The sequence below is a fragment of the Adhaeribacter rhizoryzae genome, assembly GCF_008629685.1.
Classification (GTDB): Bacteria; Bacteroidota; Bacteroidia; order Cytophagales; family Hymenobacteraceae; genus Adhaeribacter; species Adhaeribacter rhizoryzae.
On record NZ_VWSF01000001.1, the window covers coordinates 238,387 to 255,327 of the forward strand.

9 protein-coding genes and 1 tRNA gene are annotated in these 16,941 nt (G+C 42.1%); 8 read left to right on the top strand and 2 right to left on the bottom strand.

Annotated features, from left to right (window positions below):
- Positions 1 to 613: 613 nt before the first annotated feature.
- The 7 genes from F0145_RS00820 to F0145_RS00850 all read left to right on the top strand — a co-directional run bounded on the left by F0145_RS00820 (position 614) and on the right by F0145_RS00850 (position 13,498).
- Complete coding sequence (locus F0145_RS00820; protein ID WP_223815759.1) at positions 614 to 3,358, top strand: PQQ-dependent sugar dehydrogenase; 2,745 nt, start codon at positions 614 to 616, stop codon at positions 3,356 to 3,358.
- Between the two features lie 222 nt (positions 3,359 to 3,580).
- Positions 3,581 to 4,165 carry an RNA polymerase sigma-70 factor gene (locus F0145_RS00825; RefSeq protein WP_150086165.1) on the top strand — a complete coding sequence of 195 codons (585 nt, stop codon included), beginning with the start codon at positions 3,581 to 3,583 and terminating at the stop codon, positions 4,163 to 4,165.
- A 71-nt stretch (positions 4,166 to 4,236) separates the two neighbouring features.
- Positions 4,237 to 5,433 (top strand): FecR family protein, encoded by a 1,197-nt coding sequence (locus F0145_RS00830; RefSeq protein ID WP_150086166.1) that lies wholly within the window; start codon positions 4,237 to 4,239, stop codon positions 5,431 to 5,433.
- Between the two features lie 212 nt (positions 5,434 to 5,645).
- Positions 5,646 to 9,170 carry a TonB-dependent receptor gene (locus F0145_RS00835; RefSeq protein ID WP_150086167.1) on the top strand — a complete coding sequence of 1,175 codons (3,525 nt, stop codon included), beginning with the start codon at positions 5,646 to 5,648 and terminating at the stop codon, positions 9,168 to 9,170.
- A gap of 23 nt (positions 9,171 to 9,193) precedes the next feature.
- Positions 9,194 to 10,903, top strand: coding sequence for a RagB/SusD family nutrient uptake outer membrane protein (locus tag F0145_RS00840; RefSeq protein WP_150086168.1), 1,710 nt, complete (start codon positions 9,194 to 9,196; stop codon positions 10,901 to 10,903).
- A gap of 212 nt (positions 10,904 to 11,115) precedes the next feature.
- Positions 11,116 to 12,249: an alpha/beta hydrolase family protein gene (locus F0145_RS00845; RefSeq protein WP_150086169.1), complete on the top strand. Its 1,134-nt coding sequence runs from the start codon at positions 11,116 to 11,118 to the stop codon at positions 12,247 to 12,249.
- A 91-nt stretch (positions 12,250 to 12,340) separates the two neighbouring features.
- Positions 12,341 to 13,498: a prolyl oligopeptidase family serine peptidase gene (locus F0145_RS00850; RefSeq protein ID WP_150086170.1), complete on the top strand. Its 1,158-nt coding sequence runs from the start codon at positions 12,341 to 12,343 to the stop codon at positions 13,496 to 13,498.
- Positions 13,499 to 14,119: 621 nt separating this feature from the next.
- Here the strand turns inward: F0145_RS00850 and F0145_RS00855 are convergent.
- Together F0145_RS00855 and F0145_RS00860 are read right to left on the bottom strand one after the other, a co-directional pair.
- On the bottom strand, positions 14,120 to 14,986 hold the full coding sequence (locus F0145_RS00855) for a hypothetical protein (protein ID WP_150086171.1): 867 nt from the start codon (positions 14,984 to 14,986) through the stop codon (positions 14,120 to 14,122).
- A 408-nt stretch (positions 14,987 to 15,394) separates the two neighbouring features.
- A tRNA-Arg gene (locus F0145_RS00860) sits at positions 15,395 to 15,466 on the bottom strand.
- 218 nt (positions 15,467 to 15,684) lie between these two features.
- On the opposite strand from F0145_RS00860, the gene F0145_RS00865 reads away from it, so the two are divergent.
- Positions 15,685 to 16,848, top strand: a complete 1,164-nt coding sequence (locus F0145_RS00865; RefSeq protein ID WP_150086172.1) for a DUF2652 domain-containing protein — start codon at positions 15,685 to 15,687, stop codon at positions 16,846 to 16,848.
- The last annotated feature ends 93 nt before the right edge of the window (positions 16,849 to 16,941 follow it).

Genomic DNA, 16,941 nt, shown 5'->3' on the forward strand with positions numbered 1-16,941 from the left:
AGTTATAATTATTAAAGCAAGAATATTAAAAACAGCGAATAGTAACTAAATATTACCTTTTAGCTAATAAAACCTATCAAACAACGTTTACCAACTCCTCTCATTTGCCCATCTTTACTTTCAGTCCGCTTACCACTTGTAGCCGACGATATATTATTCTAAGTAAGTTTTAAGTGTATAAACTATTGAAATAGAATATCATATCGAAATTTTTATATTAAAGTAATTTTGTCCCCTTACTTATTAAATTTAGCGGCTTACGCCAATTAAGGTAATTCCTAATTTCCTGGGTAATCGTCTAACCCCAACCTTACTTTCAATTGTTATTATACAAGAACTGGGTAAAATTGCTTTTACTTGGTAATTGCTGAAATTAAAAAATTGCTTAATTAAAAATATTCTTTCAATTTATAAACCTGTTAGGTGGTGATGCTACAGGGGTAACTAATTAAATATTGCCGGCTAATACTTTTCAGGTTTATTCAATAGTAACTTAAAACTTCGCCTAAAAACATGATCTTGCTTACAGGTTTTGTTTATAAGCCTTATACAAAGGTTACCAGTAAAGAAAAAAGGTTTTGGTAAGTAATAGCGGCATTAAAAATATTATCAGGTGAAAAAAGTCAAGTTTCTGCTGGGTTTACTGGCACTCGGAATAGTGTATCTGGCCTACGCTTCTAAAAAAGAAAAATTAGCTTTACCGGTTACGGGTGCTGCCGCTTCCTGGCAAACGGGTAAGATGCAGCCCGCAAAATACCGCCAGGCAATTTCCAAAGAAGCCCCGGATTCTAGCCGCTTCTCTTACCAGGCCTTAGCTTCCGGGCTGAACGAACCTATGGGCATGGCCATATTACCCAATTTAGATGTGGTGGTAATTGAAAGAAAAGGGGGTGTTAAATATTTTAATAACAGCACACAGGAACTAGCGCAAATTGCGCAATTTAATGTATTTAGTGGCATTGAAGACGGCTTGTTGGGGGTAGCTGTAGACCCGGCTTTTAAAAAAAACAACTGGATTTATTTTTACTATGCCGTTGCCGGCGACCGAAATATTAACCACTTGGTGCGTTTCGAGTTAAAAAATCAAAAACTTATTCAAACTTCTAAAAAAATATTATTAGAAGTGCCCACCCAGCGGACTTATTGCTGTCATTCTGCTGGTTATATTACTTTTGGCCCGGATGGTTTGCTGTATTTATCTATCGGTGATAATACCAACGCCGAAGAAATTGAAGGACATAACCCGATTGATGAAAGGCCCGGCCGGCAATTATCCGATGACCAGGGCACAACCGCCAACAGCAATGATTTACGGGGAAAAATTTTGCGCATAAAACCCGAAGCCAACGGCACCTACAGCATTCCGGAGGGCAACTTATTTCCGAAAGACGGATCTTTAGGCAAACCCGAAATTTTTGCCATGGGCTTAAGAAATCCTTTCCGCGTTTCCGTGGATGCGAAAACCCAGTATGTTTATTGGGGCGATGTAGGTCCGGATTCGGAAGTAAAAGCATCGGAAGGAAAGCTGAGTTACGACGAAATTAACCAGGCCCGCCAGCCCGGCTTCTTCGGTTATCCTTATTTTTTAGGCGCTAATGAGGTTTTTCCGGATTATGACTTTGCAACCAAAAAAGAAGGTCCGGGAAAAGACCCCAGGCGGCCCATTAATGATTCTCCTAATAATACCGGCGTAAAAGAATTGCCGCCGGCGCAGCCCGCGTTTATCTGGTACGGCAAAGGCCCATCTGCAAAATGGCCGTTGCTGGGTAAAGGCGGCGCTAGTGCCATGGCCGGACCGGTTTATTACAGCGATCTTTATCTGAATGCGCCTTACAAATTACCGGCCTATTACAATGGCAAATTATTTATTTATGACTGGATCAGGCGCTGGATTTTTGCCGTGACCATGGATGCCGCCGGCAATTACGTAAGCATGGAGCCCTTTCTGCCGCAGCTAAAAGTAGTGGCTCCCATAGATATGCAAATTGCGCCCGATGGTGCCATTTATTTGTTAGCTTACGGTACTAATTGGTTTGCCCACAACACCGATTCGGGTATAATCCGGGTTGAATATGCGGAAGGAAACCGTAAACCAGTAGCCGCCATAAAAGCCAATAACACCATTGGGGCGGCTCCTTTTACAGTAGTTTTATCGGCCAGCGGGTCAAAAGATTTTGATGCCGGCAGTAAGCTTTCGTACGAATGGAAGATTGGCAATAAAAGTTTATACGGGAAAGATGCCCGGTATACGTTTACCAAAGCTGGCGTTTATAAGGTAGTTTTAACGGTTTCGGACGAGCAGGGCGGAAAAGGAATAGCAACCATGCCGGTAAAGGTGGGTAATTCTCCGCCGGTAGTTGTTATTGCAACCAAAGCTAACCGCAGTTTTTATTGGGATAATACCGTCTTAGATTACCAGGTTAAAGTAACTGATCCGGAAGATGGTACTATTAATCCGGCAAAGATAAAATTAGCTTTTGATTACTTGCCCTTCGGGAAAGATTTGGCTAGCCTACTCTCAGCAGATAATGACGGAAATATTCAGCATACTGCTACGGTTAAATTGTATAATTCTCAGGATTGTAAATCTTGCCATACCCTGGAAACCAAATCTGTTGGCCCCGCTTTAAAAGAGATTTCAAAAAAATATAAAAACCAGGCCGGTGCTACCGCAATGCTGGCCCGCAAAATTATAAGCGGTGGTATCGGTAACTGGGGTACTTATCCTATGCCGCCACATGCCAACTTAGCAGAAAAGGAAGCGCAGGAAATTGCCGGCTATATTTTATCTCTGGCAGAAAAACCGGAAAAATTACCGCTTTCAAATAAAATAATTCTTTCGGAACATTTAGGAAAAGGAACCGAAGGCGCGTACGTGCTGCATGCCTCATACACCGATAAAGGAGCAAACGGCATTGAACCTTTAACCACCACCAGCCAACTGGTACTGCGCAACCCCTTAATTCAGTTTGAAGATTACCAGGAAGGAAACGTGAACGTGGTGATAGGTACCTTAAAAACGCAATATGTAACCTACATTGCCAATATTACCGATGGTAAGTTCGCTCGCTTTAACGGCATTGACCTTAATCAAATTAAATCTATCCGGTTACGGGTGCGGGAACACGGTGCGGGCGGAAAAATTGAACTGCGGCAAAATACCAAAGACGGTCCTTTACTCGGTGCAGTGGAAATAGCCGCCGGAAAAGCAACAGATACCAACACCGACTGGCAAGAAATTCAACTGCCTGTAACAGGAAAAAATATTGCTGGCGTCCAAGATTTGTATTTTGTTTTCCGGAACGGGCAAGCAAAAGAATCCTTGTTTCACCTAGACTGGATGTACTTTCAGAAATAATTAATTGGTTTAAATATTGTTTAGTTAGTGCATTGGGTCTTGATTTATTAATTCTTCTTTATAATAATTTTGACTTATCCATTTTAAACTAAGCAGGCATTTAGTAAGCATAAACTTACCCGGTTTGGACATGTTTAAATTGTTTTAATAAATCTTTATATTATTCACTTACTCCAATTTTAATGCGCTGAATTTTTCTTATATTCGTTGGCAACAATGAATATGTTTTCTTACAGCGCATTAACCGATCCTGATCTCTTCGACTTAGTGAAGTCGGAAGATGAAGCTGCTTTTAAAGAAATTTATGAGCGGTATTTTGATGTACTGTATATTCATGCCTATAAGAGATTACAGGATAAAGAAGAGGCCCAGGATGTAATACAAGAAGTATTTACAGCCCTTTGGGATAAGCGCGAGTATATTATTTTAACCAGTAGTTTACCGGCCTATCTGTTTACGGCGGTTCGGAATAAAATATTAAATACTCTTTCGCACAGAAAGTACGAGTCAAGCTACATCCAATCCCTGCAGCAATTTATTAACAAGGGAATTTGCCAAACCGATCACTTGATTAGGGAAAATCAACTACAGACCTTAATCGAAAAAGAAATAGCGGCTTTGCCGCCTAAAATGCAGGAGGTTTTTAGTTTAAGCCGAAATGCGCATTTAAGTCATAAGGAAATTGCCGCCGAATTAAATCTATCGGAGCAAACGGTAAAAAAGCAGGTAAACAATGCCTTGCGTATCCTCAGAACCAAATTAGGATTGCTTATCTTCCTGTATTTATTATTTAAAAATAATTTCTAATTTTTTTCAATTTCCCTACCCCCTATTCGGCTTTCGGCTGTCTATCTATTTAAATAAGGATAGAAACCTTCATGGATAATAGGGAAGCAAAAGAACTATTAAATAAATATGTAGCGGGTAACTGTACTGCAGAAGAAAAGGCTTTAGTAGAAAGCTGGTACCTAGAATGGCAGGCCGGTGAATTTGATTTGAGCCAGAACGAGCTCGAATTAATGAAAGCACAAGGTTTAAAACGAATCCTGCAACCAGATAAAAATAAATGGCGCTTTTCTTACTGGGGTAGTTACGCAGCCGCCGCCGCCGTTTTTGTTATTATTTTAATAAGCACAATCCTCTATAATAGCAATATTTATAAAACAGCCGAGCCAAAAATTGTTCAGCAGCAAACAGCCAAACCCCTTATTAATGATGCGGCCCCGGGCACTAACAAAGCGTTACTTACTTTAGCAGATGGCTCGGTTGTATCGTTAGATGAAATTAAAACCGGCAAAATCGCCGATTTGGCCGGTATGACTATTCGCAAAACAGCCGATGGCCAAGTGGTTTATGAAACAACTGCCGACTCTGGCAATAATGCTGCTACCGCAACTGTTACTGGCTATAACCAAATAACTACGCCCCGCGGCGGGCAACATAAAATTATCTTGCCCGATGGCACCAACGTTTGGCTGAATGCCGCCTCTTCCCTGCGTTATCCGGTTCAGTTTACTGCTGATACCCGGCGGGTGGAGCTGAAAGGCGAAGGATATTTTGAGGTGAATGGGCAAAAAACAACAGCCGGAAAACGGATTCCTTTCTTCGTAAGTACCGCCACTCAAACCGTAGAGGTTTTGGGAACGCATTTCAATATTAATGCTTATTCCGATGAAGCAGCGGTGGTAACCACTTTACTAGAAGGCGCCGTTAAAGTAGCTCCCAATCACGCCGGAATAAAAAACCATTCAATTGCAAATAAGGAAACCGTACTAAAGCCCGGTCAGCAGGCTAGCTTAAAAAATAATAGCCTTCAGGTAAGAGAAATAAACACCGAAGACGCCGTAGCCTGGAAAAATGGTTATTTCAGTTTCGAAGAAGCCGACCTGCAAACGGTGATGCGCCAGTTATCCAGGTGGTACGATGTAGATGTCGTTTATGCCGGTGAAATCTCCTCCGAAACCTTTACCGGAAAAGTGCAGCGGAATATGACGCTTAAGAATGTATTGGATATTCTTGCTTATGCTGACATCAACTTTAAAATGGAAGGCCAGAAACTGATTATTACCCCTTAATAAAAAAGCCAAAGGAAAAAGATTGTTTAACTAAACGAAGAAATATGAAAAAATAACTACATCCATTCGTCCACCCAGGAGACAGAAAAAAACCGCAGAAGTGTTGGCGCACCTCTGCGGCATATAATCTGAGCTAACCTCTTATCCCTGGAATAGGGATAAAAAAATGCAATTGTGACTTGATTTATTATTAACCCAGAAATCATAAAAGTATGATATTAAATACTTATACGCAACGCGTGCCCGTTGCCTGGCCGCGCATAACCAGAAAAATAATCATGGTAATGAAATTAACTACCTTCTTTATGATTATTGCGCTTATGCAGGTAAGCGCCGAAGGATTTAGCCAAATTAGCCTGCACGGTAAAAACACTTCTTTAGAGAAAGTTTTTAAAAGCATTGAGAAACAAACTGATTACGTCTTTTTTACCCGCGATGCGGTGCTGAAAAAGAATATTATCAGCGTGAGTGTATCTAATGTGTCTTTGGAAGCCGCTTTGGATATTTGTTTGAAAGGCTTGCCACTCACTTATAAAATTATAGATAAGACCGTGGTGATCCGGAAAACAAACGAAGAAAAAGCAGCGGAACAATCAGGGGCCATGCTTCCTATTCCGGTACGGGGCAAAGTAACCGACGAAAAAAATCAGGCTTTACCGGGCGTAAGTATTCAGGTGAAAGGAACCACTTTAGGGACGGTTTCCAATGCCGATGGTACTTACGACATTTCGGTACCCGATGACAAAGCTGTGCTGATTTTTAGTTATATCGGGTATACTTCCCAGGAAGTAAGTGTAAAAAGTCAGGGGCCGCTGAATATTGTGCTGAAAGAAGATCTCGCGAAACTGGAAGAGGTAGTAGTGGTAGGTTATGGCACCCAGAAAAAAGTTAATTTAACCGGTGCGGTAGATGTGGTTTCGGGCGAACAGCTCTCGAACCGGCCGGCTCCTAACGTTTCTTTACTCATACAAGGCGTTTCGCCTAATTTAAATATTGGCCTAAATAATTTTGGCGGCGAACCCGGGGCTACGCAATCCTGGCAATTAAGGGGCGTTGGTTCTATTTCGGGCAATACTTATCCGCTCATTCTGGTAGATGGGGTAGAAACCAATATTAATTACATCGATCCGGCCACGGTAGAAAGTGTGTCTATCTTAAAAGATGCCTCTGCATCGGCCGTTTACGGCTCCCGAGCTGCTTTTGGGGTAATATTAATCACGACCAAAAAGGGAGCTAAAAACCAGCCCGTTCGGATAGAATACAGCAATAACACTTCTTTCTCGGTGCCTATTTATATTCCGAGCATGGAGAACTCGCTGGTGTATGCGACCGCCTTTAACCAGGCCGCCATTAATGCCGGTGTAACGCCCACCTTTCCCGCCGAACAGGTAGAAAGAATAAAAGGTTATATCGACGGCACCTATAAAACCGAATACAATCCGAATAGTCCGCCGGTAAGCCAATGGCGGGGCCGCTGGGATGGCAATGCCAACTACAACTGGACCAAAGAATATTACAAGAAGTACGCCTTACACCAAAAACACAACATCAACCTAAGCGGTGGCACCGAAAAGAGCCAGTACTACATAAATGCCGGCGTATTTGACCAACCCGGAACCTACAGTTGGGGAGACGATAGCTATAAGCGGTATAATATTTTAGCCAACCTCAACTCCCAGGTTAAAGATTGGGTTTCGTTTAACTTTAGCACCAAGTATGCCCGAAGTGAAACCGATGTGCCGATTGGTATGGTAGGGTTAGACCGCACCTATACCTGGTCGCAGTTTACTAATTTCTGGCCCACCATGCCTAAGTATAATATAAACGGCACCATTGCTAATCCGTTGATATTAGTCTTGGAGCAAGGCGGCAGAATTGTTACCGAAAACCATGACTTGTGGATGAATATTGGAACTGAACTAGAACCAATTAAAGGCTGGAAAACCAGTTTAAATTACCGGTATAATTACCGTTGGGGTTCTAACACCCAAGACCCGAAACCCGTACCAGTGCCTATTCCAAACGGCTCTACCGGTAATATTGGCGAAGCCACTACGGGCTACCGTTCTACGTTAAGCCAGGGCCAGTATAGCCAGGTAAGTTTATTTACCTCTTACGAAAAATTATTAGGCCGGCATTACTTTAAAGGTTTAGTCGGGTACGAACAAGATGCCGATTATAACCGCGGCTTACAAGGTTCAAAAATGAATTTAATAACTCCCGAAGTGCCCTCTATCAGCACCGCCCTCGGTGATTTTACCCTGGATGATTACCTGAACCATTGGGCCACCAAAGGGGTTTTTGGCCGGTTGAATTATAATTTCGATGAAAAATATTTATTGGAGTTCAGCGCCCGCTACGATGGTTCTTCTAGGTTTGCGCCTGATTCCCGGTGGGGCTTCTTCCCGTCTTTCTCGGCCGGTTATAATATTTCAAAAGAATCTTTCTGGTCGCCGGTTGAACCTTATGTAAATACCTTTAAAATAAGAGGTTCTTATGGTTCTTTAGGCAATCAGAATGTAGCCAATTATTTGTATTTACCCACCATTCCCATTGCCTACCAACGCAACGCTTCTGATTTTGCTAATCCGGGTTACCTTATCAATAATGAAATTCCGTTATATGCCCGCCCGCCCGGCCTCATCAGCGACAATTTAACCTGGGAAACCATTACTACCCTGGATGCTGGGCTAGATGCCGGATTTTTGCAGAACCGTTTAAACCTGGTTTTTGACTGGTACGACCGCACTACCTCCAATATGTTAGGGCCATCGGTGCAGTTGCCATCCGTTTTAGGCAGCGGGGTACCATTCAGTAACAATGCCAAGTTATCAACCAAAGGTTTTGAGTTCTCACTGGGCTGGCGAAACCAAATTTCCAATGACTTTTCGTATGATGCCCGCTTTACGGTAGGAAATTATAAAACCACCATTCTGGAATATTTAAACGAGTCCGGCTCTATTAACGGGTGGTACAAAGGACGGGTGCACGGCGATGTCTGGGGCCTTACCACTGATAGAATTATGCAATCGGCCGACGAAGCAATACCAGACCAATCCTTCTATCATCCGAAGTGGGGCCCTGGCGATATTATTTACAAAGACTTAGATAACAACGGCGTAATAAACGAAGGTAAGCGTACCCTGGATGACCACGGCGATTTATCGGTAATAGCCAATACTACGCCTAAATTTAACTACAGCATTAGCGGTGGATTCCGGTGGAAAAACATCGACTTTAACATGTTTTGGCAAGGCATTGGCAAACGGGACTTCCTGCCGGGTAATAATTCGGAATATTTCTGGGGTTTAATGGGGTCGCCCAACAGCTCGGCTATTTTTCATGGGGGTAGAATGTTAGATTATTGGCGGCCAGCCAATGAAACCAATCTGTTAGGCCCCAACACCGATGCGTATTTTCCCAAGCCTTATTTTTCTTTTATTGAGCGCAGCAAAAACACCCAGGACCAAAGCCGCTACGTGTTAAATGCCGCTTATTTAAGGCTGAAGAACCTGCAAATAGGGTATACGATTCCGCCGACGGTGTTAAACAAGTTTTTTATTCAGCGGGCCAGATTCTACGTTTCCGGCGAGAATCTTTTAACCTTTTCGAAGCTGCCCAAAATGTATGAACCCGAAACCAGCGTTTCTTCCAACCCCCGGGAGGGCGGCGTTGATATGGGCGAAATATACCCGATTAACCAAATGTTTTCTGTTGGTGTCAACTTATCTTTTTAACCGGCCTCAAAACTTTAGAAATCATGCATAAATTAAAATATATCATCATTATTCTGGTGGGCGGCCTGTTAGCAGCTTGCCAGAAAGAAGATTTTTTGGATAGGTACCCTTTGGATGCGGTTACGGAACCGGTATTTTTTAAAACGCCTAACGACCTGAAGATTTACATGAACCAATATTATAACCGGAGTAATTTTCCGGTGATGGAAAAAGGAAAAGGCGATGTCGGAACCGATATTTACATCACAGAATCTGCTATTAATCCGCGGCTGGAAGGTAGCAGAAGTATAAACAGTGCACCGGGCCTTAATTATACCAATATCAGAAGTGTAAATTATTTCTTTGCCAATTATAAAAAATGCGAAGCCGATTTTAAAGAATACCAGCAATACGTGGGCGAAGCCTTCTTTTTCCGGGCCATGTTTTATTTTAACCTGTTAAAAAGCTTTGGCGATGTACAATTGGTAGAAACGGTGCTTACCACTAGTTCGCCGGAATTGTACGGTACCAGAAGCCCCCGAAATGTAGTGGCCGATAAGATAATTTCGGATTTGGATTCGGCGGCCTTATACCTTTCAACCGGGAAATCGAATGGCCATGACCGGATTAATAAGTGGATAGCCTTATTGTATCAATCGCGGGTGGCGCTGTACGAAGGCACCTGGGAAAAATATCATGCCGGTACTAAGTTTGGAGTTGCTGCCGCCGACCCAGCCAAATATTTTAACAAAGCCGTAGAGGCTGCTACTACCGTGATGAACTCCGGCTTATATGATATTTATTCGACCGGAAAACCCAACCAAGACTACAATGATTTATTCGGCCTACGGGATTATTCTCCGAATAAAGAAGTTATGTTCTGGACCAAAATGAACCTTAGTTTGGGCATACACGCTCATAGCAAACTTTACCGCCTGGAAACACCCGAGGGTTTTGGTTTAACCAAACAATTGGCTGATTCTTATTTAAGTCTGGACGGAAAACCAGTCTCTAAAAGCCCATTATTTAAAGGGCACGATAATATTATTTTAGAGACAGAAAATCGCGACCCGCGCTTTGTGCAAACCATATTTACGCCGGGTTCGCCGTGGTACATCGAAGCCAATGGCGCCGTCCGGAACTGGCAGGAAGCCTACGCCAAATTATACTCCAATTCTACTTATTCATCCAGCACCGGCTATGTGCGCCGTAAAGATTATAATCCTACGGTGGCTTATCATCATTTAAATTTCGAAGAATCGCCTACTATTCAATACCGCTACGCCGAGGTTTTATTAAATTATATTGAGGCCAAAGCCGAATTAGGCCAGATTACGCAGGATGATATTGACAAAACCATAAAAAAACTGCGGGATAGGGTAGGCATGCCGAATTTAGAACTGGCCAATATTGAAACCGACCCGAATTGGGAGTTCCCGGCTTTAGCACCCATCATCAACGAAATAAGAAGAGAACGGAAAATAGAACTGGCTTTAGAAGAATTCCGATGGGATGATATTGCCCGGTGGGCCGCCGCCGATGAATTAATTGTAGGAAAACGGCCTAAAGGCGCAAAAGTCTCCCAGTTTACGAATAAACCCGCTTTGCCCACCGATGAAAATGGTTTTCTCGACCCGTTTAAAAATGCCCTGCCCACTGGCTATGGATTTAAGCTAGACCGGGATTATTTGAATCCGCTGCCGCAGCATGAACTTACCTTAAATAACAAGCTGGTTCAAAATCCAGGTTGGTAAGGAGAACCTCACCCTAAATCCCTCTCCTGAAAAAGGAGAGGGACTTTGATTACTCTTTCAGCTACTGTAATTATCTCCGGCTGTTAAAAGCGTTTCCCTTTAAAAATGCGTTACCGGAGCTCCCCTTCTCCCAGAGGAGAAGGGGTTGGGGGATGATGCCCTACTCCGCCAAACTTCACTTAAAATATTCTAAACTTTAACTGCACCACTGAATGTATACAAGATTCTACAAGCCCCTTTTCTGTCTATTAACCATCTTTTTGTTAACCCAACCATTTAAAGCAGCAAGTCAAAATAATAAGCTCATTTCCGACGAAGCGGAAACAGCCCGTACCGATGCTTACGAAAAACAACTGGAGAATTATCTGCAACATTATCTGGTAGATGAGTACGAAGCCCGATCGGCGAAGGCCTGGAACCGCGATTACAGCAGCCCCGATGCCTTAGTCCGTAGTGTGGAACCTAACCGCAGAAGATGGGAGGCTGTTTTAAGCCCGCCGGTATTAACCAAAACCGGACCACTTGCCCGTAAACCACACTTCTTAGGAGATGTACAAGGGGAATGGATTGAACTGCCACTGGGCCTAATAACCGCGCAAGCGGTGCTGGCTTTTCCGGCTAAAGCAAGTAAACAAAAGCCAGTCCCGCTCATAATCGTGCAACACGGCATTGGCAGTTCGCCCGAAACTTCTTTTTCGCCGGGCGGCTACCACGAATATGCGAAAGGGTTGCTAAAAGCTGGTTTTGCCGTTTTGGTGCCCATGAATTTGCGATCAGTAGAACGGCGGAATAACATAGAACGCTATGCCCGTTTGGCCGGTACCAGCCTACCCGGAATTGAATTGGTACGCGTGCAAAACCTGCTGGATGTGGTATTAGCCGACCCAAGAGTTGATGCCGAACGGGTAGGCATGTGGGGTGTTTCGCTGGGCGGGATGGCCACCATGTTCTGGATGCCCCTGGAACCACGTATTAAGGCCGGAGTCGTTTCGGGCTGGTTTAATGAACGCCGGAATAAAATGGTCATTAAAGATAGTCGTTACTCCAGCTTTGCCCCCACTGAAGAACATGCCTTTTTTAACGGGTGGCTAACCGAATTCACCGATTACGATGCGGTTTCGATGATTGCGCCACGACCCTTAATGATTCAGCACGGCAAGAAAGATGGTATTGCCCATTGGCCCCAATTAATAGAAGAGTACGACAAAGCCAAAGTGCATTATCAAAAGCTAAATATGCCTGAAAAAATAGAGCTAACTTTACACGAAGGGGGGCACGAAGCTGTAGTAGAAGATGGCGTAAAATTCATGACCAGGTGGTTGAACACGGCTCCTTCAAAAAAGTAAAAACATCAGGAAATTAATAGTATACCCGGCGAGCTTTGCAAGAAAAAGAAGTGTGCCTTTTCATTTTTAAGATAACTACCGCCCTAGCAAAATGAAAATATTACCAGTTTGTGTTTTGGTGGTGCTGCTGGTGTTTGCCAATAATCTGGCCGGACAGGGGAGAAGTAGCGTAACGGCGAAACAGGAAATTTGCCCCGGAATTGCTAATTATTTCTCGCCGCCGGCCGCATACAAAGGGGTTTTGGGCAATTATCGTTCGCCGCTAAAGTTTTATAACGGAGATTCAGTACGCACAGCTCAGGATTGGAAATTGCGTCAAAAAGAAATCCGTGATAAATGGCATTCTTTAATGGGCAAATGGCCGGCCTTTATTACAAATCAGCAAATGGAGGTGTTAGAAACAACTAAGAAAACAGGTTACACCCAACACAAGATTCGATTTAGCTGGACCCCAACTGAGAAAACCGTAGCTTATCTTTTAATACCTCACACAAAAGGTAAAAAGCCGGCGGTAATTACCACCTATTACGAACCCGAAACCGCCATTGGCTTAGGAAAGCCCGACCGGGATTTTGCTTTTCAATTGGTAAAGCGAGGTTTTGTAACGCTGTCTATCGGAACCACCGAAACCACTAAATCGCAGGAATATTCCCTGTATTATCCTTCCATAGATAATGCAGCCGTACAACCCCTTTCGATGCTGGCCTATGCCGCGGCCAACGCTTGGTATTTACTGGCAAAGCTGCCGGAAGTAGATTCGACACGGATTGGTATTATGGGGCATTCCTATGGCGGCAAGTGGGCCATGTTTGCCTCCTGCTTATTCGAGAAATTTGCCTGTGCTGTTTGGTCCGATCCCGGTATTGTTTTCGACGAATCGAAAGAAGCCGTTAATTATTGGGAACCTTGGTATTTGGGTTACCACCCGAAGCCCTGGCGCAAACGAGGATTAATAACCAGTAATAATCCGGCAAAGGGGTTATACACTCAATTAGTTACCCAGGGCTTCGATTTGCATGAATTACATGCCTTAATGGTACCCCGGCCCTTTTTGGTTTCGGGCGGCTCGGAAGACCCACCGCACCGCTGGATTCCGCTTAGCCATACCATTCAGGTTAATAATTTACTGGGGTTTAAAAACAGAGTAGCCCAAACCAATCGCCCACAACATGCGCCTAATCCCGAATCTAATGAACAGGCATTCCTTTTTCTGGAATGCTTTCTTAAAAAGAAGCAGGCTGCCAGATAATAACGTTGCCTAAACCTCTCCAGCATTGATTCGCCACTAAAAGCCGAAAAAGCCGGTGTTCCGTGCTGTCGGGGGTAGGGGGAGCAATTTCTCCCACCTTACCAAATTAGCCGGCTCTCCGGAGTTTACCGGTGGAGTAGCAGCGTAGGTTAAAGGTGGTTCTGCGGCATAATTAGCGGGGTTGTGTCTTCTGGCGTATTCGTCCTCCCCCAACCCCCTCCCAAGGGGGACTGTTCAATATGCGTGGGAAAATAGGCAGGAAAATGCTCTTGTAAGTTCTAGATTACTTCTTTTGTTAATTCAAAGGTTTCTTCTAAATCTATGGTTACTTATGCTTACTGAATTGATTAGAGCAAATAAGGGTGAAAAGTTATTGGGGTTTACACCATTTTCAATTATTAGTAAAGGTATTCACGAACTAACAGAAGAATGTAAAGCATATTTTCTAGTTTTAAGAGAATATTTGGAATATGTCCTAATGGACATACGAGTTAACTTTGAAATGAATCAAAAAGAAAAGCATTAACCTAGAAGATTGGAGAAATAGCAGGAAATTTAAATACATCTGAGAATAGTTGATAAGAAGGAGGACTAAAATTGGTTTAAGCTGCCTTCCTTAACCTACTTTTTCAAAGTATCAGGTTTAGCAGGTTTATTATTAGGCTTAACTTTTAGAATAGGTTTTTTATCTAATACCTTTTTTATGCTATCTGGTACAGTCCCCTTATCAATTATGTATACTTGTTGTTTAACAGGTTCATGTTTATCAGTAATACCAAACCATTGCTGTCTAAGGCTTTCTGGTACAAGTGCCATTAAAGCAGCAATAAAAGACAATACAGCAATCAAAATTGAAACGTTACCTAATCTAGTTGCAGCTTTTGTAGATTCTTTTGCCTGGTCTAATGCATCCTTTTGAAGTTTTACATTATCATCGTGGCGTAATTGTTCTTTATCTTTAAATCCATTCTTAACAAATTCTATTAGTTCATTTGATGGGATTATAGCATAATCTATTTTTTTAAATAAATACTCGAATTGTTCACCTTTTAATAATTCTATTTTATTTTTGTAATCTTTTATGTGTAGATTGTTGTTAAGTTTAACTTGTACTTGTCCTTTGAAATTTTCGTCTTCAAGTATAGGGTTTGGGTTTATATAATAAATGTATATTAAATGATTTCTTTCAAGATAATCTAACAGAGAAAGGAAGTGTACAGTTTTCCTTTTTAAATTGTATTCTTCTTCATATATAATATTATGTAATTCTCTCCTTTCATCTATTGAATAGTTTTCTTTTCTTAATTTATCTACCTTTTCAGATAAAAAAACCGCAATATTATCTAGTTTATTAGTTAGGATTATAACATTTTCTTTGATAGCTAAATTTTCTAATAATCTGCCGATTTCCAAAAAATATTTTTGTTCGTTTCGTTCTTCTACAATAGCTTTTAAATAGATTTTTTCTTCTGAATTAAAATTTCGCATTAAGTATTTGGCTTTTTATATTTTAGCTTGAATATACTTATTACCTGATTTTAATATTGAAAATTTAGTTGCTAAAAATATAATGCACTTTTCTTTTACCGTTATTGTAAACAATGCAATAGCTGAGGAGTGGAGAGAAAATCTTGCAAAAGCCTAAAAATAGCTAATATGCTTTAAATTAGCGGTTTTTACCTAATCAAACCGCTTCAGCGGCGTTCCCATTTTGGAAAATAAATAAGGCTAACCCTTTCAGCATTAGCTTATACCAATAATATTATTTTAAAACTACTAAAATGAAGTAGCAAACCATTTTGGAAAATGTTTGCCAATTTTGTTTGCCACCAAAGAAGAAATGTATCAATCTATTTAACAATAATACTGATAACCTATTGATTAACAGGGTTTTAGTAGCCGCGACGGGAATCGAACCCATATCAAAAGTTTAGGAAACTTCTATTCTATCCATTGAACTACGCAGCCGGGTTCCGGGGGAGGAACAAGCGCAAATTTACCTTTTTATCAGTAAAATACAAGTCTGCTTATTCCAAAAGAACGCTCGGCATAAACAGACTGGCGGCTAGTATAAATAAACCGGCTGTTTTAAAAGAATTAAGTAAAAAGGTATAACCCAAAACGGGTTAAATCAGTTTAGGTAAGGTTTTAAGAGAACCTAAAGTAAATATTATCGGCCGGCAGTAATGGGTATTTTTAGACATCAGAAAAAGAACTTAGCGCCCCAGGTACCGGCAGTTAATGGCTCCGACAATACGCAGCCAGCGCTTATATTTATTCCGGATATAAGCGGGTTTACCAAGTTTGTAAACGAAACAGGCCTGGAAACCAGCCGCAGCTTAATTGCCGATTTGCTCGAAATTATTATAGAAGCAAATATTCTGGATATGTCGCTGGCTGAAATACAGGGCGATGCTATACTCTTTTACCGCCTGGGCCCACCGCCCACGGTGCAGGAAGTAATTAACCAGTGCAAGCAAATATTTATCGATTTCCAGAATTACCTTAAAATTGTGGAGCGCGACCAAGGCTCGGAAGCGGGGGCATCTTTATCGGATAGTCGCCTTACCTTAAAAGTGGTGGTACATTACGGCCGCCTGAGCATTACGCAAATTCGGGAGCACATAAAGCTAATGGGCAAAAACGTGATTATTGCGCACCGTTTGCTAAAGAATAACATAGACGGCGATGAATACGTGTTGCTATCCGAAGATTATTTGCAAACCCAGCCCGAAGAAACAATAAAACCTAATTTTAGCTGGTCTAGGCTGCACCAGGGCAGTACGTTTTATGAGCACCTTGGCGAAATTAAATACCGTTACGCGTTTTTAACGCCTTTGCGCTTGCTGGTAACTACCAACCGGCCCATGCAGCAAAAAAACAAATATGCCCGTGTTTTTAGCGCCAGTGCTACTATAGATGCGCCCACAGGGTTTGTTTTGCGCATACTCAGTAATTTCCGGCTTAAACCAGCCTGGGTGCTGGGCATGAGCAAAGTGCATTTTGATGTTACCAAAGCCAACCGCATAGGCATTTCGTATAAATGCGACCTGAACCGGGGCCAGATTGATATACAAACGGTGCAGAGCTTTATTGGTGAGAATGAAATAGAATACGTAGAGAAAATCTCTAATTTCCGGATTTTCCCGAACGCTTTTCTTTTTTACCACCTGCGTTCAGCGGGAGAAAATAGAACCCGCCTCGATATTAAATTTCATTACAGTGCCAGCATAGTAGGAAGCTATATTTATTCTTTTTTTATTCGTCGCCGGTTAAAAATCTTCTTGGGCAAATCTATCTGTAAACTAAAAGCACTTTGCGAACGCATGTACCAGGTACATCCTCGTTAGTCGTTGTCCGTTAATCGTTATTAGTTATTAGTTATTAGTTATTAGTTGGCCGATTTAGAAAATGCGTAAGGGCAATATTTTAATTAAAAAATA

Coding starts and splice junctions, on each gene's coding strand:
- F0145_RS00825 (WP_150086165.1), top strand. CDS start 3,581: ATGTTTTCTTACAGCGCATTAACCGATCCTGATCTCTTCGACTTAGTG.
- F0145_RS00830 (WP_150086166.1), top strand. CDS start 4,237: ATGGATAATAGGGAAGCAAAAGAACTATTAAATAAATATGTAGCGGGT.
- F0145_RS00835 (WP_150086167.1), top strand. CDS start 5,646: ATGATATTAAATACTTATACGCAACGCGTGCCCGTTGCCTGGCCGCGC.
- F0145_RS00840 (WP_150086168.1), top strand. CDS start 9,194: ATGCATAAATTAAAATATATCATCATTATTCTGGTGGGCGGCCTGTTA.
- F0145_RS00845 (WP_150086169.1), top strand. CDS start 11,116: ATGTATACAAGATTCTACAAGCCCCTTTTCTGTCTATTAACCATCTTT.
- F0145_RS00850 (WP_150086170.1), top strand. CDS start 12,341: ATGAAAATATTACCAGTTTGTGTTTTGGTGGTGCTGCTGGTGTTTGCC.
- F0145_RS00855 (WP_150086171.1), bottom strand. CDS start 14,986: ATGCGAAATTTTAATTCAGAAGAAAAAATCTATTTAAAAGCTATTGTA.
- F0145_RS00865 (WP_150086172.1), top strand. CDS start 15,685: ATGGGTATTTTTAGACATCAGAAAAAGAACTTAGCGCCCCAGGTACCG.